This window comes from Nonomuraea roseoviolacea subsp. carminata (assembly GCF_024172185.1).
GTDB classification, from domain to species: Bacteria; Actinomycetota; Actinomycetes; order Streptosporangiales; family Streptosporangiaceae; genus Nonomuraea; species Nonomuraea roseoviolacea.
In genome coordinates this window covers 5,315,425-5,338,436 of sequence record NZ_JAMZEC010000001.1, presented here as the reverse complement: position 1 = coordinate 5,338,436, position 23,012 = coordinate 5,315,425, and the positions used below count along the sequence as shown (strand labels likewise).

The window sequence follows — 23,012 nt, the reverse complement described above, 5'->3', positions numbered from 1 at the left end:
GGCCCTTCGGCGTGATCCAATCGCCCGGGAGGACGTAATGGTGCAGGCCTACATCCTTATTCAGACCGAAGTCGGCAAGGCGGCGAGCGTGGCCGCGGAGATCTCCGGCATCCCCGGAGTCACGCAGGCCGAGGACGTGACGGGACCGTACGATATCATCGTGCGCGCGGAGGCCCGGAACGTCGACGAACTGGGCAAACTCGTCGTGGCCCAGATCCAGGGCGTCGAGGGGATCACGCGGACCCTGACATGCCCGATCGTACACATCTGAGGTAGATCTTTCCGGGAGAACTCGCCGTCCATGCGTGCCGCCGCCCTCTCGCTGCTGCTGCTCGCGCTCGCCGCGTGCGGCGCCGTCCAGGTCGAGCCGCCCGCCCCGCAGGGTGAGGCGGCCACGGCCTGTCAGCGGCTGTCCGGGCTGCTGCCCCGCACGCTGGACGGCGCCGGACGCGGCACGTCCGTGCCCGAGTCGCCCTACGTGGCCGTCTGGGGCGACGGGGAGATCGCGGTGCGGTGCGGCGTGCCGCGGCCGGCCCGGATGGCGCCGACCGACCAGCTCCAGGAGATCGACGGGGTCGGCTGGTTCGCCGACCCCGACAAGCCCACGCTCTACACCGCCGTCGCGGCCCCGCTGTACGTCGAGGCGACGATCGCCGGGACGCACGTGGCGCCCCAGGTGCTCGCCGACCTCTCGGGCCCGATCAGCCAGGTCGTGCCCAAGTAGCCTCGCGGTCAGCGCAGCCCGGCCGGCCGGTGCAGGGCCAGTTGCACCAGATGGTCCACCAGCTCCGGATAGCTCATCCCCGACGCGGCCCACAACTGCGGCGCCACCGACAGCGACGTGAACCCGGGCATCGTGTTGATCTCGTTGAAGACGATCCGGCCCTCGGGCGTGTAGAAGAAGTCCACCCGCGCGAGCCCTTCGCACTCCAGCGCCTCGAACGCCCGCACGGCCATCGCGCGCAGCTCCTCCGCCACCTCGCCCGGCAGGTCGGCGGGCACGGTCAGCGACATCTGGTCGGGGTAGTACTTGGCCTCGAAGTCGAAGAACTCCTGGCCGCCCTCGACCTTCACCTCGCCGGGCCGCGACGCCCGCGGCGGCTCGTCGCCGAGCGACTCCAGCACCGCGCACTCGACCTCGCGCCCGCTCACGGCCGCCTCGACCAGCACCTTGGGGTCGTGCCGGCGGGCCTCCTCGACCGCCTCGGCGAGCGTCGCCCGGTCGTACGCCTTGGAGATGCCCTGGGACGAGCCGGCCCTGGCCGGCTTGACGAACACCGGCCAGCCGAGCTGCTCCTCGCTCTCCTTCAGCACCCGCTCGCGGTCGAGCCGCCAGTCGCGCTCGCGCACCACGAGGTAGCGCCCGATCGGCAGCCCAGCCGCCGCCATGACGGTCTTCATGTACGCCTTGTCCATGCCGACGGCGCTGGCCAGCACCCCGGAGCCGACGTAGCGCACGCCGGCCATCTCCAGCAGCCCCTGGATGGTGCCGTCCTCGGCGAACGGCCCGTGCATCACCGGGAACACCACGTCCACCGCGCCCAGCTCGACCGGGATGCTGCCCGGGTCGTAGGCCACGATCGAGCCCTGACCGGGCGGCAGCGCCAGCGCGGCGCCGGAGGTGTCGACGCTGGGCAGCTCCCCCTCCTCGATGGCGAACCGCTGGCCGGCCGCGGCGAGCACCCACCTGCCGTCCTGGGCGATCCCGATGGGGATCACCTCGTACTTGTCCTTGTCGATCGCCTCCAGCACGCTGCCCGCCCCCATCAGGGAGACGGCGTGCTCGGAATTACGACCCCCGAAAACGACGGCGACGCGTGGCTTGCTCATGACGTCCGAATCTACCGGCGTGTCCGCACCACAGCGAGCCAAGCACGCCGGTGATGTCCGTAATGGTCAGACCCCATAGCGCTCAGGCTTGGGTGAACGCGACATCAGCAGCATGCCCGCCTCGCTGGGCGACATGCCGTCGTGGACGACGCCCACGACGACCTCGGTGATCGGCATCTCGACGTCGTGCTTCCTGGCCAGCTCCAGCACCGATTCACACGACTTGACGCCCTCGGCGGTCTGCCGGGTGGCCGCGACGACCTCCTCCAGCGTCATGCCGCGGCCCAGGCGCTCGCCGAAGGTGCGGTTGCGCGACAGCGGCGAGGTGCAGGTCGCCACGAGGTCGCCCATGCCGGCCAGCCCGGCGAAGGTGTGCGGATCGGCTCCGAGCGCCGCGCCCAGGCGGGAGATCTCGGCCAGGCCCCTGGTCATCAGCATCGCGCCCACGTTGTCGCCCATGCCCATGCCCGCGGCGACGCCGACGGCCAGGGCGATGACGTTCTTGACCGCGCCGCCCAGCTCCACGCCCACCACGTCGTGGTTGGTGTACGGGCGGAACCACGGCGGCAGGTGGCACGCCTTCTGCAGCCGCTCGGCCACGGCCTCGTCGGCGCAGGCCACGACGGTCGCCGCGGGCTGGCGCTGGGCGATCTCCTTGGCCAGGTTGGGGCCGGACACGACCGCGACCCGGTCCTCGCCCGCGCCCGCCACCTCGCGGATGACCTCGCTCATCCGCTTGGTGGTGCCGAGCTCGATGCCCTTCATCAGGCTGACCAGGATCGCGTCCGGCGGGATGTGCTCACGCCAGACCGCCAGGTTGGCCCGCAGCGACTGCGACGGCACGGCCAGCACCACGAAGTCGGCGCCGTCCAGCGCCACGGCCGGGTCGGTCGTGGCCCGCAGCGAGGCGGGCAGCGCCACGCCCGGCAGGTAGTCGAGGTTGGTGTGGGTGCGGTCGATCGCCTCGACCAGCTCCGGCCGGCGCCCCCACAGCGTGGTCTCGTTGCCGGCCTCGGCCAGGATCATCGCGAACGTGGTGCCCCACGAACCGGTGCCGAACACCGCCGCCTTCGTCATCGTCGTCACCGCCCGGCAGGATCGTAGGGAGTCTCGGGTGCCTTCTCACCGCGCAGCTCGGCGAGCTGCGCGGTGATCGCCGCCATGATGTCGGCGGTCGCCTGGCGCAGCACCTGTCCCTGCGGCGGCTGACCGGCGTACCTGGACAGGTCGACCGGGGGCCCCACCGACACCCGGAACGTCTTGCGCGGGAAGAGCCTGGGCTTCTTCTCCCCGTACGGCAGCAGCTCATGCGCGCCCCAGTGGGCGACCGGGATCACCGGGGCGCCGCTCTCCAGGGCGAGCCGGGCGGCGCCGGTCTTGCCGACCATCGGCCACAGGTCGGGGTCACGCGTGCAGGTGCCCTCGGGGTAGAACAGGATCGCCCCGCCGTCGCGCAGCCGCTGCGACGACACCTGGAGCGAGCGGGCGGCCTCGCTGCTGGCCCGCTCGACGGGGATGGCGCACAGCGAACGCACGGCGTGGCCGAGCACCGGCACGTTGAACAGGCCCGCCTTGGCCAGGATGACCGGCCAGCGCCCCTGGTCGTACAGGAAGTGCGACAGCAGCACGGGGTCGGTCCACGACAGGTGGTTGGCGGCGATGATCACCCCGCCCGTGCGGGGGACCCGCTCCCCGTGGCGCCAGTCACGGCTGACCAGGAGCCGCGACAGTGGCTTCACGATCACCACGGCCAGGGACTCCCAGAAACGCGATGGCCGCGTCAGGCGCCTCATGCTCTCCTCCAACCGAACGTGGTGTGCGCCCCAAGTCTCCCGGTTGGCCGCGCGGGATGTCGAGGCGCGATGCTTAACCCTATGAGCAACCGCTGGTCACTGGTCATCCCGGTGAAGACACTGGTCGCCGCGAAGACCCGGATGGCCGCCGCGGCCGGCCCGCACCGCACCCGGCTGGCCGTCGCCGTGGCCTGCGACACGGTGTCGGCGGCGCTGGAGTGCGCGGCCGTGGCGCGGGTGGTCGTCGTCACCGCCGACCCCTGCGCCGCCGGGCCGCTGGCCGCGCTGGGCGCCGACGTGGTGCACGACCCCGACCGCGGGCTCAACACCGCGCTGCGCACGGGTGCGGCCCACGCCGTACGGCTGGCCCCCGGCGACCCCGTGGGCGCCCTGCAGGCCGACCTGCCCGCGCTGCGGCCCGCCGAGCTGGCCGTGGCGCTGGCCGCGGCGGCGGAGTTCGACCAGGCGTTCGTGCCCGACGCGCTCGACGTGGGCACCACCTTCTACGGGGTACGGCCGGGACTGCCGTTCACGCCCCGCTTCGGCGGCGAGTCGCGGGCCAAGCACCTGGCGGGCGGGGCCAAGGAGCTGTGCCTGGACGGCATCGACTCGGTCCGGCGCGACGTCGACACCCCCGACGACCTGCGCGCCGCCGTCAGGCTGGGTCTCGGTCGGCACACCGCGGCCGTGGTGGCGGAGCTGTGGCCGTCCTGATGCGGGGCGCGGTCACGACCGCCAGGTGGGCCAGGCCGAGCGCGGCGACGCCCACGGCGAAGACCGCGTAGCCGCCCGTCCGCTCCCCCAGCGCGCCGCCGAGCAGCCCGCCCAGGGGGAAGGCGCCCCACATGAGGAAGCGCATGGCGGCGTTGACGCGGCCCAGGAGGTGCGTGGGGGTGACGCGCTGGCGGTGGCTGAGCTGGGCGACCCCGAACACCGAGCTCGCCGCGCCGAACAGCGCCCCGGCCGCGGGCAGGAACGCCAGGCGCCAGCCGGGGCCGGTGGCCAGCGCCGGCAGGTAGAGCACCGTGGCCAGCACCGCCGAGCCGTACAGGGTGGCGCCCGTGCCGAAGCGGGCGGTCAACCAGGGCACGAGCGCGGCGCCGGCCAGCGCGCCGCAGGCGGCGCCCGACAGCAGCAGGCCGTACGCGCCGGGGCCGACTCCGAGCTCCTTGACCAGGTAGAGCGGGAAGCCGACCGCGCAGATGCTGTTGGCGGCCATGACCAGCGCCCCGCCGACGGCGACGCGGCGCAGCACCGGCTCCCTGACGACGAAGGCCAGGCCCTCGGCCATCTCCCGCCGGAGCCGCCGCTCGCCCCGTTCCGGCCGTTCCGCGGGGCGCTCCTCGGCCCGTACGCGGGACAGGAGCAGCGCGGAGACGAGGTAGCTGACCGAGTCGGCGAGCAGGGCGACGGGCGCGGTCAGCAGGTTGACCAGCCAGCCGCCGACGCCCGGACCGGCGAGGAGCGTGACGTTGCGGGTGACCTCCAGAGCGCTGTTGCCGCGTTCGAGCCGGTCCTCGGGCACGACGGCGGGCAGCACGCTCATGTGGGCCACGTCGAAGAACACGGTGCCGAACCCCAGGATCAGCGCCACGGCGTAGAGCTGCGGCAGGGTCAGCACGCCCGCCCAGGCCGCCAGCGGCACCGTGACGAGCGCCAGGCCGCGCAGCAGGTCGGACCAGACGAGAACGGGCAGCCGGCGGACCCGGTCCACCCAGACGCCCGCAGGAAGCCCCACGAGCAGGAAGGCGGCCATCTGGGCGGCGGAGAGCAGGCCGAGCTCCAGCGCTCCGGCGTGCAGCGCGAGGACGGCGGCCAGGGGAAGTGCGACGGTGGTGACCTGCGTGCCCATCTGGGTCACGCCGTTCGCCCAGACGAAGCGCCAGAAGTCGGGGGTCGAGCGCATAGGTAGCGATACTCGGGGGTTCCGCTCCCCGATGGCAAACGGATTAGGCTGGTACGCGTGCAGGCCACGGTGCGCACCTTCGACGAGGTCACCCGCTCCGGCACGGTCTTCCTCGACGACGGGACCGTGCTGTCCTTCGGCACCCACGCCTTCGACGCGGGCCCGCTGCGGCTGCTGCGCTCGGGGCAGCGGGTGCGGCTGGCGATGACGGACGGGGAGATCAGCTACGTGACGCTGTCCACGTTCCCCGTCCCCGGGACGACCCCCTGAGAACGCGGAGCGCCCGGTCCCCGAGACGGGGACCGGGCGGGTGCGACGTCGTTACTTCTTCTTCGCGGCCTTCTTGCCGCCGGCGTTCACCAGCTCCTTGAAGTCCGAACCAGGCCGGAACTTCGGCCCCCAGCTCTCCGCGACCTTGATCTCCGCGCCGGTCGACGGGTTCCTGGCCGAGCGGGCCGGCTTGTGGACCATCTCGAACGCACCGAAACCGGTGATCGAGACCTTGTCACCGCCGGCCACGGCCTTCTGGACGACGTCGATGATCGCGTTGACCGCTTCGGTCGCCGTCTTCCGGTCGCCGACGCGCTCGACGATGGCGTCGACGAGCTCTCGCTTGTTCATGTAAGTTGTGCTCCCCCCGTTACGGCTCGGGGTTCCAGCTAACGAAGTTCGACGTAGAAACCCCTTACTCTCCCGAAACTAGGCCGGATTGCGGGCGAACTCAATCACCCGGCGTGCTTTCGGGTGCGCGTGGCGTGTCGAGATCGCCGTCCAGGGAGGCCAGGAGAAGATCCAGACGGGCCGCCGCCCGTGCCGGATCGTGCTTGGCGAGGTCGCAGATCGTCAGGTATCGCCGCGCCAGCCGCTCCTTCTCGGCGGCGGGAAGCCCGGTGAGCACGGCGCTGACGCGGCGGTGCGCCTCGCGCAGCCGCCGCGCCAGCTCGTCGTCGTCTAGACGGTCGTCGGCAGCCATGGCTGCCGCTCATTCTCGTACGCCGCGACGTCGTCGGCGTGCCGCAGGGTCAGGCCGATGTCGTCGAGGCCCTCCATGAGCCGCCAGCGGGTGTAGTCGTCGATCTCGAAGCCGACCGCCTCGCCGGCCCACCGGACCTCGCGGCCCTCCAGGTCGACCGTCACCTGGAGCGACGGGTCGGCCTCGACGGCGGCCTGCAGCGCCTCGACCTTCTCGCCCGGCAGGACGACCGGCAGCAGGCCCATCTTGGTGGAGTTGTTGCGGAAGATGTCGCCGAACCGGGCGGCGATCACCACGCGGAAGCCGTACTGCTGCAGCGCCCAGACGGCGTGCTCGCGCGAGGAGCCGGTGCCGAAGTCGGGCCCGGAGACGAGGATCGAGGCGCCCTGGTAGGCCGGGTCGTTGAGGACGAAGCCGGGGTCCTCGCGCCAGGCGGCGAACAGGCCGTTCTCGAAGCCGGTGCGGCTGACCTGCTTGAGCCAGACGGCCGGGATGATCTGGTCGGTGTCGACGTTGCTGCGGCGCAGCGGCACCGCCGTACCGGTGTGGGTGGTGAACGCGTCCATGATCGTGGATCTCCTAGAGGTCGGCGGGAGCGGTGAGGCGGCCGGTGACGGCGGTCGCGGCGGCGACCTGCGGCGACACCAGGTGGGTGCGGCCACCCTTGCCCTGGCGGCCCTCGAAGTTGCGGTTGGAGGTGGAGGCGCTGCGCTCGCCCGGCTGGAGCGTGTCGGGGTTCATGCCGAGGCACATGGAGCAGCCGGCCTCGCGCCACTCGGCGCCGGCGGCCTTGAACACCTCGTGCAGCCCCTCCTGCTCGGCCTGCAGCTTGACCAGCATCGAGCCGGGCACGATGAGCGTGCGCGTCTTCACCTGCCGGCCGCGCAGGATCTCGGCGGCCGAGCGGAGGTCCTCGATGCGGCCGTTGGTGCAGGAGCCCACGAAGACGGTGTCGACCTCGATCTCGCGCAGCGGGGTGCCGGCCGTCAGGCCCATGTACTCCAGGGCGCGCTCGGCGGCGGAGCGCGCGATCGGGTCGGTGAAGCTCGCCGGGTCGGGCACCGACGCGTCCAGCGGCAGGCCCTGGCCGGGGTTGGTGCCCCACGTGACGTACGGGGTGAGCGTCGAGGCGTCGATCTCGACGACCTTGTCGAAGACGGCGTCGTCGTCGGTGCGCAGCGACGACCAGTACTCGACCGCCTGGTCCCACAGCTCGCCGGACGGCGCGTGCGGGCGGCCCTTGAGGTAGGCGAACGTGGTCTCGTCCGGGGCGATCATGCCCGCCCGGGCGCCGGCCTCGATCGACATGTTGCACACCGTCATCCGGCCCTCCATGGAGAGCTTGCGGACGGCCTCGCCGCGGTACTCGACGATGTAGCCCTGGCCGCCGCCGGTGCCGATCTTGGCGATGATGGCCAGGATGAGGTCCTTGGCGGTGACGCCCACGGGCAGCTCGCCCGAGACCTCGATGGCCATGGTCTTCGGCCGGTAGGCGGGCAGGGTCTGCGTGGCCAGCACGTGCTCGACCTCGGAGGTGCCGATGCCGAACGCGATGCCGCCGAACGCGCCGTGCGTGGAGGTGTGGGAGTCGCCGCAGACGATGGTCATGCCCGGCTGGGTCAGGCCGAACTGCGGGCCGATGATGTGCACCACGCCCTGACCGGCGTCGCCCATCGGGTGCAGCCGGATGCCGAACTCGGCGGCGTTCTTGCGCAGCGTCTCGACCTGGGTCTTGGAGACCGGGTCGGCGATAGGGCCGAGCACGGTCGGGACGTTGTGGTCCTCGGTCGCGATGGTGAGGTCGGGCCGGCGCACCTTGCGGCCGGCGAGCCGGAGCCCGTCGAACGCCTGCGGGCTGGTCACCTCGTGGATGAGGTGCAGGTCGATGTAGAGCAGGTCGGGCTCGCCGTCGGCGCGGCGCACGACGTGCTGCTCCCAGACCTTCTCCGCCAGTGTGCGGCCCATGATCTTCCTCCTGCTTGTGCGCGACTGCTCCATCGCAGTGCTGTTTCCGGCGATGCTCCGCATCGCGGCTCGGTCGCTCACTCCCGGTCTCTTCCCTCGTCGCTCCGGTCGCTGCGCTCCCTTCGCTCCTCAGTCCAGAGACCGGCGCTCCCTCGCGGGGTCCTCGCGGTGTAGCTTGACCTCCAACTTGCTTTCTCATATGTCGAGACGGCAGTATCGGCCTATGGACAACTCTAGCGGAGTCGGAGTACTCGACAAGGCCGTTCTGGTGCTCAACGCCCTCGAAGCCGGCCCGGCCTCGCTGGCCCAGCTCGTTCAGGCCACCGGATTGGCCCGCCCCACCGCGCATCGGCTCGCGGTCGCCCTCGAACACCACCGCATTGTGAGCCGTGACACACAGGGCAGATTCGTGCTGGGTCCGCGGCTCTCGGAGTTGTCCACGGCCGCCGGCGAGGACCGGCTGCTCGCGGTGGCCGCGCCGGTGCTGATGCAGTTGCGCGACCTGACGGGCGAGAGCGCGCAGCTCTATCGCCGCCAGGGTGACGAGCGGGTGTGCGTGGCCGCGGCCGAACGCGCCAGCGGCCTGCGTGACACCGTCCCGGTGGGATCGGCGCTGCCCATGACGGCGGGTTCGGCGGCGCAGATCCTGCTGGCCTGGGAGGAGCCCGACCGGCTGCACCGCGGGTTGCGCGGCGCCAAGTTCACCGCCGCGACGCTCGCGTCGGTGCGCCGCCGCGGCTGGGCCCACAGCGTGGGCGAGCGGGAGCAGGGCGTGGCGAGCGTGTCGGCGGCCATACGGGGCAGCGGCGGCAAGGTCATCGCCGCGGTGTCGGTGTCGGGCCCCATCGAGCGGCTCACGCGGGCGCCCGGACGCCTGCACGCCGTACCGGTGATGGCCGCCGCCGAGCGGATCACCGAATCGATGCGCCGCTCGTCGTGATCGGGACACGCGCCGAGGCCCGGCCGGCGTCGTGATCGGGGCACACGCCGAACCCGGCCGGCGTCGTGATCGGGGCGCCCGCCACGGCCCGGCCGGTGTCGTGATCACGAGACGCCGCACGTCATGATCGGCAAAAGCACGGATTTGGGGGGCCGAGCGCGCCGTCGGCGCACTAGCCTGAGTGCGTGACAGATCGCATCGAGGTAGCCGCCACTGAGCTGCGACCCCTGCTCGAAGAGTTCATCATGTGGGCGCGGGTCAACGCGCCCGACAGCGACCCCGAGCTCGTCGGGCCCGCCGCCCTGTGGCACCGTCTCGCCTTCTCCAGCGACCTCGGCACGTGGAAGCGCGCCGACCTGCGCAACCTGCTCCTGGACCGCATGCCGAAGGTCGTGGAGGACCCCGACTCCGCGGCCGACGGCATGCTGCCGGCCGTGGACGCGTACCTCACCTTCCTCTCCCAGACCGGGAGGCTGACCAAGGGCTCCGACTCCCTGGACGGCCTGCGGGAGGAGCTCGACGACGTCGAGGACGAGTTCGTCGAGCTGATGGAGGAGCTCCTCGACGACGCCGAGGGCGACGACGAGGGCGAGGAGGAGACCAGCGATCTGGGTGATTTCGAGCCGTTCGCGGACCAGCTCGCCGACCTGCCCACGATCCGGCTGCGCCCCGACGCCGAGCTGGCAGCCGCCGCCCGCCAGGCGCCGCTGATCGCCAAGGCCCGCGACCTGGCCGTGTGGGTCGGCTCCGGCCGCCGCGTCGGCGAGGACACCCTGCTGTCCGACGCCGAGGTCGAGGAGGCGCTGGCCGCCGTCGGCCTGCCCAGACCGGAGACCGAGGGCTCCCTCGCCGAGGCCGTCCCCCAGCTCTGGAACGTCTGGAACCTCGCCGTCGACCTGGAGTTCCTTGAGCCGGGCGAGGGCAACACGGTGGCCGTGCAGGACGACACGTCCGAGTGGCCGTTCGACGACGACGAGGACGTGCTCGACGCCTGGATGCTCGGCCTCCACTCGATCGACTACGGCGACCCCGAGCTGCCCGACGACGACCTGACCATGGCCCTCGCGGGGCTCACCCGGGGCGTGCTGGTGCGGCTGCTGCTGGCCGGCGGCTCGCGCGAGCTCGACGGCCTGCGCCAGGAGCTCGCCGACGCCGCCGCCGAGCTCGACGAGCTCGGCTCCGACGCGTGGGAGGCCGCCGGCGACCCGCTGGCCACGGCCGTCGAGTGGCTCACCGGCTACGGCATGGTCGCCCTGGACGCGTCATCGGGGGCCGGCGGGACGCTCAGCCTGACGGCGCTCGGCACCGAGGGCGTCATCCACCTCGTGGACGACGCCGACATCGAGATCGACGCCCGGCCCGCCATCGAGTCGATGAGCGCCCACGAGCTGCTCGCGCTCAGCGCCGAGCTGCCCGAGGAGGAGGCCGACGCCGAGTTCGCCGCCTGGATGCGGCTGCGCGAGCCGGGCCGGGCGGCCGAGGAACTGCTGGAGGCGGCGGCCGAGGACGAGAGCGACGCGCTCATCCGCGTCCAGGCCGCCAGCGTGGTGGGCACGCTCGGCGAGGACGCCGTACCGGCCTGGCAGGCGGCGCTGAAGGAGCCGTCGCTGCGCCCGTACGCGGCCACGCACCTGAGCCAGCTCGGGGTCGAGGGGGCGCCCGAGCCGACCCAGGACGACACCCACTGGCTGATCCTGGACATGTGGACCATCTCCGCCGGACTGGGCCGCTCGGAGTTCGTCAGCAGCCTGCGCGACATCGGCCCGGACCTGCTCAACAACCTGCTGGAAGTGATCTGGAAGATCCCGCACGCTCACGTGGAGGAGCTGCTGGACCTGATCTCCCAGGTGCACCCGGACAAGCAGGTCGCCAAGGCGGCCCGCCGGGCACTGTTCAAGGCCCGCTCGCACCAGTAGCCGTCCGCTTGCGCCGCTGTGCCCCGTGACCGCCTTTCGCGGCTCGGGGCACAGCGGTTCTCGGTTTGTGGTCCTGCCTAGGGAGCGAGGACGTCGTCGAGGGAGTCGGCGGTGGCGGCCCGGCGGATCCACTCCTGGATCTGGGCGAGATCGGTGCAGCCGGCGATGCGCAGCCTGGCCTGCTCGGTCAAGGTGAGGCCGCGCGCCTCCAGAAAGGTGATCAGGGCCTCGATCTCGCCCTCCGCCTTACCCTTGCCGAAGTGCTCACGAGCGAAGGGACTGTAGACCGGCCACGCCGTTGACGACATGATCTCCTCCAGGTTCTGCTTCACGCCCACAGAGGCGAGGTCATAAGCGTATTCATAGTACTGCGGAGCGTGTTCGCCGCCGACCTTCGCCAACGCGGCGACGAACGCCTCCACGACGGGGCGGCTCTGGCCGTGGATCATCACGGATACTGTGGCCAGTTCCATGCATGCGGCGGCTTCGACGGGGTCGGTGATGGCCGGCACCTGGTCCGGCCCCATGACGAGAGGCGTCAACGAGTAGCCCGGCAGCTTCGTGACGATCGGCGCGGCGGCCCAGGCCGCCACTTTGTCCGTCGCACACACGGCGAGCACGACGACCGGGCAGTCGAGCCGCAGCCACAGGGAGGCTGCGTAGCGGGCCCAGGCGAGCCGCTTCTCCTCGACGGGGTTCAGCTGGACCTCGACGACGATAGCCAGCTCGGGACTCTTCGGTGGCCCGAGGGTGATCACCGTGTCGGCGTAGAAGTCACGCAAGTGCCGGTCGTTGAACTCGCCGGAGGTGACCTCGACGTAGGTGTCCGTCGAGAGGTCGGGGTCGTAGATCCGCTGAAGGATCTCGACAGCGAACGCCGGGCGGCTCCTGAAGAGCGCGTTCAGCGTGTCATGGATGATGGATGGCACATCGCTGTACGTTATCAGTCGAGTACTGATTGTAACGGGAAATCGTAAAGCCGTATCGAACGGGAACACGAAAAACGCCCCGGCGCGGAAGCGCGCGGGGCGTTGGGAGAGAGAACGTAGTCCCGACCGGATTCGAACCGGCGCTACCGCCTTGAGAGGGCGGCGTCCTGGGCCACTAGACGACGGGACCTTCAGTTGTACTTGTGCGACTGTGGTAGTCCCGACCGGATTCGAACCGGCGCTACCGCCTTGAGAGGGCGGCGTCCTGGGCCACTAGACGACGGGACCGCGTCCCACAAGCAATCCGCCGGGCTGCCCCGGCGACGGACGTAACTCTACCGCACCTCCGAGACCACAACCAAACCGCGATCAGGCGCGTGGAGCGGGGCGGTAGATCGTGACGCGGTCGACCGGCCGCCATGCGGTGGGGAGCGCGGCTAGGGGGTCAGCAGGCCGCGGCGGTAGGCCTCCGCCACGGCGGCCGCGCGGTCGTGGACGTCGAGCTTGGCGTAGACGTGCAGGAGGTGGGTCTTGACGCTGGCCTGGCTGATGAACAGCCGCGCGGCGGCCTGCTGGTTGGTCGCCCCGCCCGCCACGAGCCGCAGCACCTCCAGCTCACGGGGGCTCAGCGCGCCCCGCGCTGGCCTGCGCACCTGCTCGGCGAGGCGGCCCACGACGGCGGGCGCGAGGACCGTCTCGCCGCGGACGGCGGCGCGGACCGCGCGCACCAGCTCGTGCGCCGGGGCGTCCTTCAGCAGGTAGCCCGCCGCGCCCGCCTCCAGCGCGCTCAGCACGTCCGTGTCGAACGTGGTCAGCACCAGCACCCGCGGCGCCGCCGGGCCGAGCGCCCGTAGCCGGCGGATGGCGGTGACGCCGTCCATGCCGGGCATGCGCAGGTCCAGGAGGACGAGGCCGGGGGTCAGCTCGGCCGCCAGCCTGACCGCTTCGGCCCCGTCGGACGCCTCCCCCACGACCTCCAGGTCCGGCTCCGCGTCCAGCGCCACGCGCAGGCCGTCGCGCACGATCGGGTGGTCGTCCACCAGGAGCAGCCTCATGCCTCGCTCCACGCCTCCCCTCCCGCTCCCTCTCCAGCCTCGTCTCCGGCCCTGTCTCCCGCGCCGCCCGCCGCCTCGTCCCCCGTACGCGTCGCTTGGCCGGGCGCCGCGGGCAGGGCCGGAACGGTCACCGCGACGGCCGTGCCCTCCCCCGCTCCCGACTCGATCTCCAGGGTCCCGCCGACGCCCCGCACCCGCCGCCTCATCCCGTCCAGCCCGAAGCCGTCAGTGGCCGCCTGCGGGTCGAAGCCGGTCCCGTCGTCTCGGACGTCCAGCATCACCGTGTCGTCCTCGTACGAGAGCGTCAGGACCGTTCTGGTGGCCTCGGCGTGCTTCGCGACGTTGGCCAGCGCCTCCTGGGCCACCCGCAGCAGCGTGTCCTCCACGCCGGAGGCCAGCGCCACCGGCGTGCCGGTCAGCTCGAACCTCAGCTCGGCGCGCGCGGCGCGGTTCCAGTCGTCCGCCAGGCGGCCGATCGCGTCGGGCAGCCGGGAGTCCTCCAGCAGTCCGGGGCGCAGCGCGCTCACCGCCCGGCGCGTCTCGCTCAGCCCGCGCCGGGCCAGCTCGGAGGCGTGGGCGAGGCGGCGCCGGCGGTCGGCGTCATGGCCGGCCAGGTCGGCGCGGCCGGCGGCGTCGAGCTGACCGATCAGCGCGACGAGGTCCTGGGCGACCGTGTCGTGGATCTCGCCCGCGACCCGTTGCCGCTCGTCGAGCACGCCCGCGTGCCTGGCCTGGCCGAGGAGCCGGGCGTGCAGGTCGGCGTTCTCGGCCAGGGCGGCGCGCAGCTCGCCGATGAGGCGGCGGCGCCGGTCGCTCTCGGCGCTGACGTACCAGCCGGCGGCCACCAGCGGGACGGCGATGCCGGCGATCACGGTGAGCAGCCCCGCGGGGTCGCCCGCCCCGGCCTGGGCGGCGACGATCACGGCGGCGGTGAGCGTCATCCCGGCGATGACCAGCCGGGTCGGCAGCAGGGCGACGGCCAGCGGGTATCCGGCGGAGGCGAGCAGGGTGAAGGCGGGGTGGCGCGCGGCCAGGATCCCGGCGAGGGCGAGGAACCCGGCGTAGTGCGCGGCGGCGAGCGCGGGCGCGTCGTGGCGGCGCGCGTACGACCACGGGAGCGGCGCCAGCCAGAGGGCCGTCAGCCCCGCCACGGCCGGCCAGGGCACCGGAGCGAGCCAGGGCGCCACCGCGAGCACGACGTTCCCCGGGTCGCCGGAGTGCCCCGTGGTGGCCGCATCGCCGGCGCCCTGCGCTCCCCCGGCGTCCCCGGTCAGCGCGGCGGCCGCCGTGGAGACGACGAGCAGGCCGTACGCGAGCGCCACGTGCACGAGCCGCTCGCGCGCCTCCGGCTCTCCTCTCACGGAAGCGGAAGCGGAAGCGGTCGGGACGGCCTCCTTCACGAGCGCGGCCCGCCCTCGCGGGTCAACCGATCGGTGGATGCCGGGCCTCCACCGGACGACGAGCCGCCCGGGCGATGTGCGCCCCCTCCGCCCCGGGAGAGCATCGTCACATGAGCGAACAGACCGAGACCGCCCGGCCGCGCCGGGTCACCACGTTCGTCTTCGTGACGGGCGCGAACGGCACCGCCTCGCAGGACCCCGAGCTGACCCTGCGCGGCCACCGGACGGTCGGCGTCCAGCTTCCCGGGCACGGCGCCGCCGAGCAGTTCCACCGCGCCTACCAGGCGCCCCAGGACCTGGCGGCGCTGGCTGCCCTGCCCTCCCCGGTGTCGGCCGTGACGCTGGACGACCACGTCGCGGCCACCGTGGACGTCGTGCGCCGCGTCGCGGAGCACGGTCCGGTGATCCTGGTGGGCGGCAGTCTGGGCGGCGCGGCCATCACCAGGGCCGCCGACGAGGTGCCCGGACTGATCGACCGGCTGGTGTACGACGCCGCGTTCTGCTGCACGGCCCTGCGCTCGCCGGCGGACTACCTGGGCACCCCCGAGGCGGCGGGCAGCCTGGCCTCCAGCGTGCTGGGCGGGCTGGTCGGCGACCCTCGGGAGATCGGCGCGATCCGGGTCAACTGGCGCTCGGCCGACCCGGTGTTCCTGGACGCGGCCAAGGAGGCGTACATGGCCGACGCGAGCGACGGGGAGTTCCTCGCGATGGTGAACGGGCTGCTGCCCGACGAGAGCCTGCTGGTGTCGGGCGGTGACGCGCGTGGCCGCGCGGAGGCGTGGGGACGGGTGCCGCGCACCTACATCAGGCACGCGCGGGACCGGACGATCCCGCCGGCGCTGCAGGATCGGATGATCAGGGAGGCCGACGCGGCGACCCCGGGCAATCCGTTCGACGTGCACACGGTGGAGGCTACCCACGCGCCGACGGCGGCGGTGTACCGGCAGATCAGCGACATTCTGGATCGGCTGGCGAAATGAAAAACGGACGCCTCGGTTTCCGAGACATCCGCTGCTCACTGCTGGGGTACCAGGACTCGAACCTAGACTAACTGAACCAGAATCAGTCGTGCTGCCAATTACACCATACCCCACCGCTCCGAGCCCCGTGGGGCGCGTTCGGCGACGTCCGAAAGAATAGCCCAGCTTGGGGAGAAGACCAAAACGATTCCCCCGAGCCGCCCGGCGGGCTCCTCCCCGTGCCAAGCTGAGGGGGACAAAACACCATGTGGAGGAGCCCGAGCGTTGGCTGAGAACCCCTTGTTCGCCCCTAGTTCCCTGCCGTACCAGTTGCCGCCGTTCGCGGACATCCGCGAGGAGCACTACCTGCCCGCCTTCGAGCGGGGCATGGCCGAGCAACTGGCCGAGGTCGACGCGATCGCCGGGAGCGCCGAACCGCCGACGTTCGACAACACGATCGCCGCACTCGAACGCTCCGGCCGGCTGCTCGCCAGGACGGCCACGGCGTTCTACAGCGTCGCCGCGTCCGCCTCGACCGACGGGATCATGGAGATCGAGAAGCGGATCTCTCCCGAGCTGACGAAGCACAGCGACGCCATCCGCCTCAACCGCGCCCTGTGGGCCCGCGTCAAGCGGGTCGCCACCGCCGACCCCGAGGAGGCGTGGCTGCTGGAGAAGTACCGCGAGGACTTCGTCCGGGCCGGCGCCGACCTGTCCGAGGCCGAGCAGGAGCGGCTCAGGGGGCTCAACGAGGAGCTGGCGCGGCTGTCCACGGAGTTCGCCCAGAACCTCATGCGCGCCTCCACCGAGTCCGCGCTCGTGGTGGACGACCCCAAGGAGCTCGACGGGTTCGACGAGGACCGGATCGCGTCGCTGCGCCGCGACGGCACGTACGTCCTGCCGCTGCTGAACTTCACCAACCAGCCGGGCCTGGCCCAGCTCACCGACCGCGACGTGCGCCGCCGGCTCTACACGCTGAGCGTCGGGCGGGCGCCGGGCAACTTCGACCTGGCGGTCCGCATGGCGACGCTGCGCGCCGAGCGGGCCCGGCTGCTGGGCTTCCCGAACCACGCCGCGTACTCGGTGGCCGACCAGACGGCCAAGACCGTCGAGGCGGTCGAGCAGATGCTCGGGCAGCTCGTCGGCCCGGCCGTGCGCAACGCCCGCAAGGAGGCCGAGGCGCTGGCCGAGCAGGCCGGGTTCCCGATCGAGCCGTGGGACTGGTCGTTCTACTCCGAGAAGGTGCGCCAGGCCCGCTACGACTTCGACGCGAGCGCGATGCGGCCGTACTTCGAGCTCGACCGCGTCTACCGCGACGGCGTCTTCCACGCGGCGACCCTGCTGTACGGCCTCACGTTCACCGAACGTCCGGAGCTGCGCGGCTACCACGAGGACGTGCGGATCTTCGAGGTGTTCAACGAGGACGGCAGCGCCCTCGGCCTGTTCGCGCTCGACCCGTACGCCCGCGAGGGCAAGCGCGGCGGCGCGTGGATGAACAACCTGGTCGACCAGTCGCTGCTGTTCGGCGAGAAGCCGGTCGTGGTCAACAACCTCAACGTCACCAAGCCCGCCTCGGGCCCGACGCTGCTGACCTACGACGAGGTCAACACGGCCTTCCACGAGTTCGGGCACGCCCTGCACGGGCTGTTCTCGGAGGTGCGCTTCCCGCGCGTCTCCGGCACCAGCGTGCCGCGCGACTTCGTCGAGTACCCGTCGCAGGTCAACGAGATGTGGGTCACCTGGCCGGAGGTGCTGGCCAACTACGCGCGCCACCACGAGACGGGCGAGCCGATGCCGGCCGAGCTGGTCGAGAAGATGAAGGCGGCCGAGCAGTTCAACCAGGGCTTCATGACCGTGGAGTACCTCGCGGCCACGCTGCTCGACTGGGCCTGGCACAAGCTGGAGCCGGGCCAGGAGGTGGCCGACGCCGAGGCGTTCGAGCAGGCGGCCCTGGAGGCGGCCGGGATCGCCTTCCCGCCGGTCCGGCCGCGCTACCGGACCAACTACTTCGCGCACATCTTCTCGGGCGGCTACAGCGCCGGCTACTACTCCTACATCTGGAGCGAGGTGCTGGACGCGGAGAGCGTCGAGTGGTTCAAGGAGAACGGCGGGCTCAGGCGCGAGAACGGCGACCACTTCCGGCGCACGCTGCTGTCGCGGGGCGGCGCCACCGACCCGCTGACGGCCTTCCGCGAGTTCCGCGGCCGTGAGGCGTCCATCGAGCCGCTGCTGAAGCGCCGCGGCCTGGTCTGACCGGTCCCGGACCCCGCCCCGCGGGGCGGGGTCCTCACGCGGGCGGGCTCGGCAGCTCGGCGAGGCGCTCACGCAGCCACTCCTTCTCCGCCCGGCTCATGGCCCGCGCGACCAGCAGCATGCCCTTCCGGTACGGGTCGGGCTCCTCCTCCGCGCGCACCGGCCGGCCGCCCTCGTAGAAGAAGCCGGCCGGCGCCTCCAGGAAGTCGAGGCGGCGCCGGAGCACCGCGGCGCGGTCGGCGGGGTCGGGCAGGGCCGACAGGAACGTCAGCAGGACGAAGAAGCGCGCCTGGTCGCTGATCTGGAGGTCGGCGGGGCGGCGCAGGCGGTCGAGCAGCTCCTCGCGGCCGGCCGGGGTGAGGGTGAGCACGTAGCGGCGCGCCGCCGCGGCGCCCGCCTCCTCGTGCCGCTCGACCAGGCCCGCCGCTTCGAGCCGTGAGATGGCCGGGTAGAGGGCGCCGTCGCTGACCGGGCGCAGGTGCCCGGAGAGCGCCGCGATGCGCGACTTGAGCTCGTAGCCGTGCATCGGCCGCTCGTTGAGGAAGCCCAGGATCGTCAGGGCCAGATCGCCGCCGCTTGCCATAGGCCGCATCGTACCGCTATACCTCTAATCGCTATATAACGAAACGAGGTAAGTGATGATCCGGCTGGCGATGCCCGTGTACGTGGAACTGCTGACGGCCGTCGTGGCGGTGGGCCTGATCGACCTGCTGTGGGTCTCCGGCCTCGGCGAGGCCGCGGTCGCCGCCGTGACCGTGGGCACCACCGTCGAGTACCTGGCCTACGGCCTCTTCCTGGCCGTCCCGACGGGCGTCACGGTGCTGGTCGGCCGCCGCGACGGGCACGCGCCCGTCACGCCCGTCGTCCGCGCCGGCTGGGCCCTCTGGGCGGTCCTGTCGGTCGCGATCGCGGTGCCGGGCGTGCTGCTGCGCGAGCCGCTGGCCGCGCTGTTCGCCGACGACTGGCGGCTCACGGCCGGCTTCTTCCTGGTCTCGCTCGGCGGCCTGCCCGTGTACTTCGCCCAGACCGTCGTGGACGGCATCCTCAAGGGCCGAGGGGACACCCGGCGGCCGATGCGGCACGCCATCCTCTGCAACGTGCTGGTCGTCGCGCTGGACCCGCTGTTCATCTACGGGCTGGACCTGGGAGTGCAGGGGGCCGCGCTGGCGACCGTGGCGGCCCGGCTGCTGACCCTGGTCGTGGCGCTGGCGACCTCGCGCCGCCTCATCCAGTCGCCGTCCCCGGTCGGCGAAGCGGGTGGGGACGCGAACGGGGACGGGGGCGCGGCGGTCGCGTGGGACGTGGTGCGGACCGGGCTGCCGATGTCCGGCGACTTCCTCGCCCGCTCGGCCGTGGGCATGGCGCTGGTCGACCTCGTGGCCGGGTTCGGCACGCGGGAGCTGGCCGGCTACGGCATCGGCCAGAAGATCATGCTCGCCGGCGTCATGGTGTTCTACGCGCTGCGGCAGGCCGCGATGATCCGCACCGCGCGCTCCGAGCCGGCCGGCTCGCCGCTGCTGCTCGGCCTCGGCGCCGGGGCGGCCGTGGCCCTCGCGGTGAACGTCGTGGCGGCGCCCGCCGCCGCGCTCTTCACGGCGGACCCGGGGCCCGCCGTGAGCTTCCTGCGCTGGATGACCCTCTACCTGGTGCCCTTCGGCGGGCTCATCGCCGTCGGCGGGGTGCTCCAGGCGAGCGGCAGGGGCGGCCGGCTGCTGGCCGCCACGCTGGCCGGGTTCGGCGTGCAGGTGCCGCTGGCGTACGCGCTGAGCGCGCACGCCGGCGTCACCGGGGTGTGGCTGGCGATGGCCGCCGGGGCGGCCGTCAGCCTCGCAGGCGCGCTAGCGCCGCGCGCAGCCGCTCCTGGCTCCGCTCGCGGCCGAGCACCTCGATCGACTCGAACAGCGGAAGACCGACCGTCCGGCCGGTGACCGCCACGCGGACGGGGGCCTGCGCCTTGCCCAGCTTGAGGCCGTGGGCGGCGCCCACCTCCTCCAGCGCCTCCTTCAGCGACTCGGGGTCCCAGCTCACCGTGTCGAGGCGCTCCAGGTAGCCGGTGAGGATCTCGACCGGGGAGTTCTTCATCGCCTTGTCCCAGGACGCCTGGTCGAACACCGGCTGGTCGAGGAAGAGGAAGTCGACGTTCTGCCGGATCTCCGACAGCACCGTGATGCGCGTCTGGGCGAGCGCGGCGACCTTGCTGAAGGTCTCGCGGTCCCACTCGGGGTCGAGGTAGGGCGAGCAGCGCTCCTCGAACACGTGGATCGGCAGCGCCCGGATGTACTCGCCGTTGAAGGCGCGCAGCTTCTTCTCGTCGAAGAACGCGCTGGAGCTGTTGACGTCCTCCAGGCGGAACAGCGGCACCATCTCCGACCACGGCATGATCTCGCGGTCGTCGCCGGGGCCCCAGCCGAGCAGCATGAGGTAGTTGACCATGGCCTCGGCCAGGTAACCCTCCTCGCGGTAGTCCTCCAGCGCCACCTTGTCGCGCCGCTTGGACAGCTTCTTGCGCTGCTCGTTGACGATGACCGGCAGGTGTGCCCACACCGGCGGCGTCGCGCCGAGCGCGGGCCACAGCAGCTCCTGCTTGGCCGCGTTGCCCAGGTGCTCCTCGCCGCGTACGACGTGGGTGATGGCCTGGGTGATGTCGTCGACCGCGTTGGCCAGCACGTAGAGGGGCGAGCCGTCGGTGCGGGCGATGACGAAGTCCTCCTGGGCGTCGTTGGGGAACTCCACCCGGCCGCGGATCAGGTCGTCGACCACCGTGACGCCCTCGTCGGGGGTGCGGAAGCGGACCGCGCCCTCGGTCAGGCCGCGCTCGCGGCAGTGGCCGTCGTAGCCGCGGTGCTCGGAGCCGGTGCGGGCGACGAGCTGCTCGCGGGTGCAGTCGCAGTAGTACGCCTTGCCGTCGGCCAGCAGCTTGGCCACGGCCTCGCGGTGCTGCGGCTCGTACGCCGACTGGAAGTAGGGGCCCTCGAACGCCGGGTTGGTGCCGTTGATGCCGATCCAGTCGAGCGCCGAGATGATGCCCTCGGTCCACTCGGGCCGGTTGCGCGTGGCGTCGGTGTCCTCGACGCGCAGCACGAACCGGCCGCCAGCCTGCTCGGCCAGCGCCCAGTTGAACAGCGCCGTACGGGCGCCGCCCACGTGGAACATGCCGGTGGGGGACGGGGCGAACCGCACCCGTATGTCAGTCACGAGCGACCACCTTGTTCGTCAGAGTGCCGATGCCTTCGATGCCGACGCTGACCTCGTCGCCGATCTCGACCGGGCCGACGCCCGCCGGGGTGCCGGTCAGGATCACGTCGCCGGGGATCAGGGTCATGACCGCGCTGACGTAGGCGACGAGCGCGGGGATGTCGTGGATGAGCTGGCTGGTGCGGCCGCTCTGGCGCACCTCGCCGTTGACCGTCGTGGTGAGCGCGAGGTCGGCCGGGTCGAGGTCGGTGCGGATCCACGGGCCCAGCGGGCAGAACGTGTCGAAGCTCTTGGCGCGCGTGAACTGCACGTCGCGCTTCTGCAGGTCGCGGGCCGTCACGTCGTTGGCGCAGGTGTAGCCGAAGATGACGTCCTTGACCCGCTCGACCGGGACCTCGCGGCACAGCCGCCCGATGACCACGGCCAGCTCGCCCTCGTAGTCGACCCGGTGGGACAGCGAGGTGGGGTAGGCGATGGCCTCGCCGTGGCCGATGACGGAGGTGGACGGCTTCATGAAGATCAGCGGCTCGTCGGGCACCTCGTTGCCCAGCTCGCGGGCGTGCTCGGCGTAGTTGCGGCCGATGGCGACCACCTTGCTCGGCAGCATGGGGGCCAGCAGCTTCACCTGGGACAGCGGGTATCGCTCGCCGGTGAACTGGACCTCGCCGAACGGGTGACCGGTGATGGCGGAGACGAACTCCTCGCCCGGTCCGCCCTCGACCACGCCGAACGTGACGCCTTCGCCTGTGGAGAACCTCGCTATACGCACCCGACAAGGCTATCGCCGCCGCCGAGCCGGTCCGCCCCCCGGAGGTGCGGCGGGTTAGCCTGGCAACGGCACCGGGTCGCGACGGGGCGCCCGGTGCGGTGAGCTGCCGCGAGAGGGGTCGCGTTGTCCGTCGTGAAGATCAATGTGCTGACGGTTCCCGCCGAGATGCGGGAGGAGCTGGAGCGCCGGTTCGCCAACCGGGCGGGGATGGTCGAGTCGTCCGACGGGTTCGAGTGGTTCGAGCTGCTGCGGCCGGTCGAGGGCACCGACCGCTATCTGGTGTACACCCGCTGGCGCAGCGAGGACGACTTCCAGAACTGGCAGAAGGGCATGGCGTTCCAGCGGGGCCACGCCCAGGCCGCCGCCGACGCGGGCCGCGCCGGCGGGCAGGAGCAGGGCCCAGGGCAGGGACAGGGACAGGGACACGGCCACGGGCAGGGGCCGGCCGCCTCGGGCTCGGAGGTGTGGTCCTTCGAGGTGGTGCAGAGCGCCGGCCCGAAGTCGTAGCCGGCGCGTCCGGGATCGTCAGGCGTCGAGGGGGTTGCGGGCGATGCGCTCCGCGACCCCCGACCGGACGAACCCGCCCGCCAGGCTGGACGGCTTGCGCTCGCCCTGCTCGGCGATGCAGGCGGCGAACTCCTTGGCGATGTCCAGGCGCGGATGCCGGGCCAGGACCTCCTCCCGCAGGCCGGGCGGGATCTCCTCGGTGCGCCGGCCCGAGATGTCCATGCCCGTGGACAGCTCCAGCAGGTGCCCCTCGGGGTCCTCGTCCAGGGACACCTCGTCCCACATGTGCCGGACGATCACTTCGAGGGCGCGCTGCCTGCGCTCGCGCGACCAGCCGGCGCCCGCGCAGAACGCCCACGCCACGTGTCCGCCCGCCTCCTCGAACGGCACGGTGTGGCTGTCGAACTCGGCGGTCAGCCCGAGGTCGTGGAGCATGGCGGAGACGTAGAGCAGCTCCGCGTCGAAGCCGATGCCGTGTGTCCTGGCGTAGGCGGCGGCCCACAGGTAGGCCCGGACGGAGTGGTTCAGCAGCGAGGGCGTGTGGTATCTGGCCGCCACCTCCAGCGCGCCGCGGCAGGCGGCGGTGTCGGGGATCACCAGGTCGTTCAGCTTCATGGGGTCA

25 protein-coding genes and 3 tRNA genes are annotated in these 23,012 nt (G+C 72.2%); 10 read left to right on the top strand and 18 right to left on the bottom strand.

Translation table 11 applies throughout. The features are described 5' to 3' along the window. Positions 1-37: 37 nt before the first annotated feature. Together HD595_RS24870 and HD595_RS24865 are read left to right on the top strand one after the other, a co-directional pair. Entirely contained in the window at positions 38-271 is a 234-nt protein-coding gene (locus tag HD595_RS24870) for an Lrp/AsnC family transcriptional regulator (RefSeq protein ID WP_253772962.1), read from the top strand. A gap of 30 nt (positions 272-301) precedes the next feature. After that, the gene (locus tag HD595_RS24865) at positions 302-724 is read left to right on the top strand and encodes a DUF3515 domain-containing protein (protein WP_253772960.1); all 423 of its coding nucleotides are present in this window, start codon (positions 302-304) and stop codon (positions 722-724) included. An 8-nt stretch (positions 725-732) separates the two neighbouring features. Here HD595_RS24865 and HD595_RS24860 read toward each other — a convergent pair whose 3' ends face one another. From HD595_RS24860 to HD595_RS24850, 3 genes are all read right to left on the bottom strand, one after another. Beyond that, the gene (locus tag HD595_RS24860; protein WP_253772958.1) at positions 733-1,830 is read right to left on the bottom strand and encodes a D-alanine--D-alanine ligase family protein; all 1,098 of its coding nucleotides are present in this window, start codon (positions 1,828-1,830) and stop codon (positions 733-735) included. A gap of 66 nt (positions 1,831-1,896) precedes the next feature. Beyond that, a complete protein-coding gene (locus tag HD595_RS24855; protein WP_253781301.1) occupies positions 1,897-2,907 on the bottom strand; it encodes an NAD(P)H-dependent glycerol-3-phosphate dehydrogenase in 1,011 nt (336 codons plus the stop codon). Between the two features lie 5 nt (positions 2,908-2,912). Continuing rightward, positions 2,913-3,623: a lysophospholipid acyltransferase family protein gene (locus HD595_RS24850; protein WP_253772956.1), complete on the bottom strand. Its 711-nt coding sequence runs from the start codon at positions 3,621-3,623 to the stop codon at positions 2,913-2,915. Positions 3,624-3,704: 81 nt separating this feature from the next. Between HD595_RS24850 and cofC the strand changes: the two genes are divergently transcribed. Further along, positions 3,705-4,337, top strand: a complete 633-nt coding sequence (gene cofC, locus HD595_RS24845; protein ID WP_253772954.1) for a 2-phospho-L-lactate guanylyltransferase — start codon at positions 3,705-3,707, stop codon at positions 4,335-4,337. Here the strand turns inward: cofC and HD595_RS24840 are convergent. After that, entirely contained in the window at positions 4,279-5,529 is a 1,251-nt protein-coding gene (locus HD595_RS24840; RefSeq protein ID WP_253772944.1) for an MFS transporter, read from the bottom strand. The genes cofC and HD595_RS24840 overlap by 59 nt on opposite strands. 57 nt (positions 5,530-5,586) lie before the next feature. On the opposite strand from HD595_RS24840, the gene HD595_RS24835 reads away from it, so the two are divergent. Next, positions 5,587-5,799, top strand: a complete 213-nt coding sequence (locus HD595_RS24835) for a hypothetical protein (RefSeq protein WP_253772942.1) — start codon at positions 5,587-5,589, stop codon at positions 5,797-5,799. Positions 5,800-5,850: 51 nt separating this feature from the next. Here HD595_RS24835 and HD595_RS24830 read toward each other — a convergent pair whose 3' ends face one another. From HD595_RS24830 to leuC, 4 genes are all read right to left on the bottom strand, one after another. Next, positions 5,851-6,150 (bottom strand): HU family DNA-binding protein, encoded by a 300-nt coding sequence (locus HD595_RS24830; protein WP_175592343.1) that lies wholly within the window; start codon positions 6,148-6,150, stop codon positions 5,851-5,853. A gap of 100 nt (positions 6,151-6,250) precedes the next feature. Next, entirely contained in the window at positions 6,251-6,502 is a 252-nt protein-coding gene (locus HD595_RS24825) for an SCO5555 family protein (protein WP_253772940.1), read from the bottom strand. Continuing rightward, positions 6,481-7,068 carry a 3-isopropylmalate dehydratase small subunit gene (gene leuD, locus HD595_RS24820; protein WP_253772938.1) on the bottom strand — a complete coding sequence of 196 codons (588 nt, stop codon included), beginning with the start codon at positions 7,066-7,068 and terminating at the stop codon, positions 6,481-6,483. Before leuD ends, HD595_RS24825 begins: the two co-directional genes overlap by 22 nt. Positions 7,069-7,081: 13 nt before the next feature. Then, a complete protein-coding gene (gene leuC / locus HD595_RS24815; RefSeq protein ID WP_253772936.1) occupies positions 7,082-8,467 on the bottom strand; it encodes a 3-isopropylmalate dehydratase large subunit in 1,386 nt (461 codons plus the stop codon). 223 nt (positions 8,468-8,690) lie between these two features. On the opposite strand from leuC, the gene HD595_RS24810 reads away from it, so the two are divergent. Beyond that, positions 8,691-9,407 (top strand): IclR family transcriptional regulator, encoded by a 717-nt coding sequence (locus HD595_RS24810; RefSeq protein ID WP_253772934.1) that lies wholly within the window; start codon positions 8,691-8,693, stop codon positions 9,405-9,407. A gap of 185 nt (positions 9,408-9,592) precedes the next feature. Next, positions 9,593-11,323, top strand: coding sequence for a hypothetical protein (locus tag HD595_RS24805; RefSeq protein ID WP_253772932.1), 1,731 nt, complete (start codon positions 9,593-9,595; stop codon positions 11,321-11,323). 77 nt (positions 11,324-11,400) lie between these two features. Here the strand turns inward: HD595_RS24805 and HD595_RS24800 are convergent, their stop codons facing one another. From HD595_RS24800 to HD595_RS24780, 5 genes are all read right to left on the bottom strand, one after another. After that, positions 11,401-12,252, bottom strand: a complete 852-nt coding sequence (locus HD595_RS24800) for an RpnC/YadD family protein (protein ID WP_253772930.1) — start codon at positions 12,250-12,252, stop codon at positions 11,401-11,403. A 117-nt stretch (positions 12,253-12,369) separates the two neighbouring features. Beyond that, positions 12,370-12,442, bottom strand: a tRNA-Glu gene (locus tag HD595_RS24795). Between the two features lie 22 nt (positions 12,443-12,464). Beyond that, a tRNA-Glu gene (locus tag HD595_RS24790) sits at positions 12,465-12,540 on the bottom strand. A 149-nt stretch (positions 12,541-12,689) separates the two neighbouring features. Then, positions 12,690-13,307 (bottom strand): response regulator, encoded by a 618-nt coding sequence (locus HD595_RS24785; protein WP_253772928.1) that lies wholly within the window; start codon positions 13,305-13,307, stop codon positions 12,690-12,692. Continuing rightward, entirely contained in the window at positions 13,304-14,668 is a 1,365-nt protein-coding gene (locus HD595_RS24780; protein WP_253772926.1) for a sensor histidine kinase, read from the bottom strand. The genes HD595_RS24785 and HD595_RS24780 overlap by 4 nt, the downstream gene beginning before the upstream one ends. Positions 14,669-14,817: 149 nt before the next feature. Between HD595_RS24780 and HD595_RS24775 the strand changes: the two genes are divergently transcribed. Further along, the gene (locus HD595_RS24775; RefSeq protein WP_253772924.1) at positions 14,818-15,687 is read left to right on the top strand and encodes an alpha/beta fold hydrolase; all 870 of its coding nucleotides are present in this window, start codon (positions 14,818-14,820) and stop codon (positions 15,685-15,687) included. Positions 15,688-15,728: 41 nt separating this feature from the next. Here HD595_RS24775 and HD595_RS24770 read toward each other — a convergent pair. Further along, positions 15,729-15,800: transfer RNA gene (locus HD595_RS24770), tRNA-Gln, on the bottom strand. Positions 15,801-15,951: 151 nt separating this feature from the next. Here HD595_RS24770 and HD595_RS24765 point away from each other — a divergent pair. Beyond that, a complete protein-coding gene (locus HD595_RS24765; RefSeq protein WP_253772922.1) occupies positions 15,952-17,919 on the top strand; it encodes a M3 family metallopeptidase in 1,968 nt (655 codons plus the stop codon). Between the two features lie 34 nt (positions 17,920-17,953). Here the strand turns inward: HD595_RS24765 and HD595_RS24760 are convergent, their stop codons facing one another. Next, entirely contained in the window at positions 17,954-18,502 is a 549-nt protein-coding gene (locus HD595_RS24760; protein WP_253772920.1) for a PadR family transcriptional regulator, read from the bottom strand. Positions 18,503-18,557: 55 nt separating this feature from the next. On the opposite strand from HD595_RS24760, the gene HD595_RS24755 reads away from it, so the two are divergent. Further along, positions 18,558-19,847 carry an MATE family efflux transporter gene (locus HD595_RS24755; RefSeq protein ID WP_253772918.1) on the top strand — a complete coding sequence of 430 codons (1,290 nt, stop codon included), beginning with the start codon at positions 18,558-18,560 and terminating at the stop codon, positions 19,845-19,847. Here the strand turns inward: HD595_RS24755 and gltX are convergent. Then, positions 19,741-21,114 carry a glutamate--tRNA ligase gene (gene gltX / locus HD595_RS24750; RefSeq protein WP_308211227.1) on the bottom strand — a complete coding sequence of 458 codons (1,374 nt, stop codon included), beginning with the start codon at positions 21,112-21,114 and terminating at the stop codon, positions 19,741-19,743. The two genes, HD595_RS24755 and gltX, sit on opposite strands and share 107 nt — an antisense overlap. Then, positions 21,107-21,883 carry a fumarylacetoacetate hydrolase family protein gene (locus HD595_RS24745; protein ID WP_253772916.1) on the bottom strand — a complete coding sequence of 259 codons (777 nt, stop codon included), beginning with the start codon at positions 21,881-21,883 and terminating at the stop codon, positions 21,107-21,109. Before HD595_RS24745 ends, gltX begins: the two co-directional genes overlap by 8 nt. A gap of 123 nt (positions 21,884-22,006) precedes the next feature. Here HD595_RS24745 and HD595_RS24740 point away from each other — a divergent pair, with 123 nt between their 5' ends. Further along, positions 22,007-22,390 carry an antibiotic biosynthesis monooxygenase family protein gene (locus HD595_RS24740; protein WP_253772914.1) on the top strand — a complete coding sequence of 128 codons (384 nt, stop codon included), beginning with the start codon at positions 22,007-22,009 and terminating at the stop codon, positions 22,388-22,390. Positions 22,391-22,408: 18 nt separating this feature from the next. Here HD595_RS24740 and HD595_RS24735 read toward each other — a convergent pair whose 3' ends face one another. After that, positions 22,409-23,005: an HD domain-containing protein gene (locus HD595_RS24735; protein ID WP_253772911.1), complete on the bottom strand. Its 597-nt coding sequence runs from the start codon at positions 23,003-23,005 to the stop codon at positions 22,409-22,411. Between the last annotated feature and the right edge of the window lie 7 nt (positions 23,006-23,012).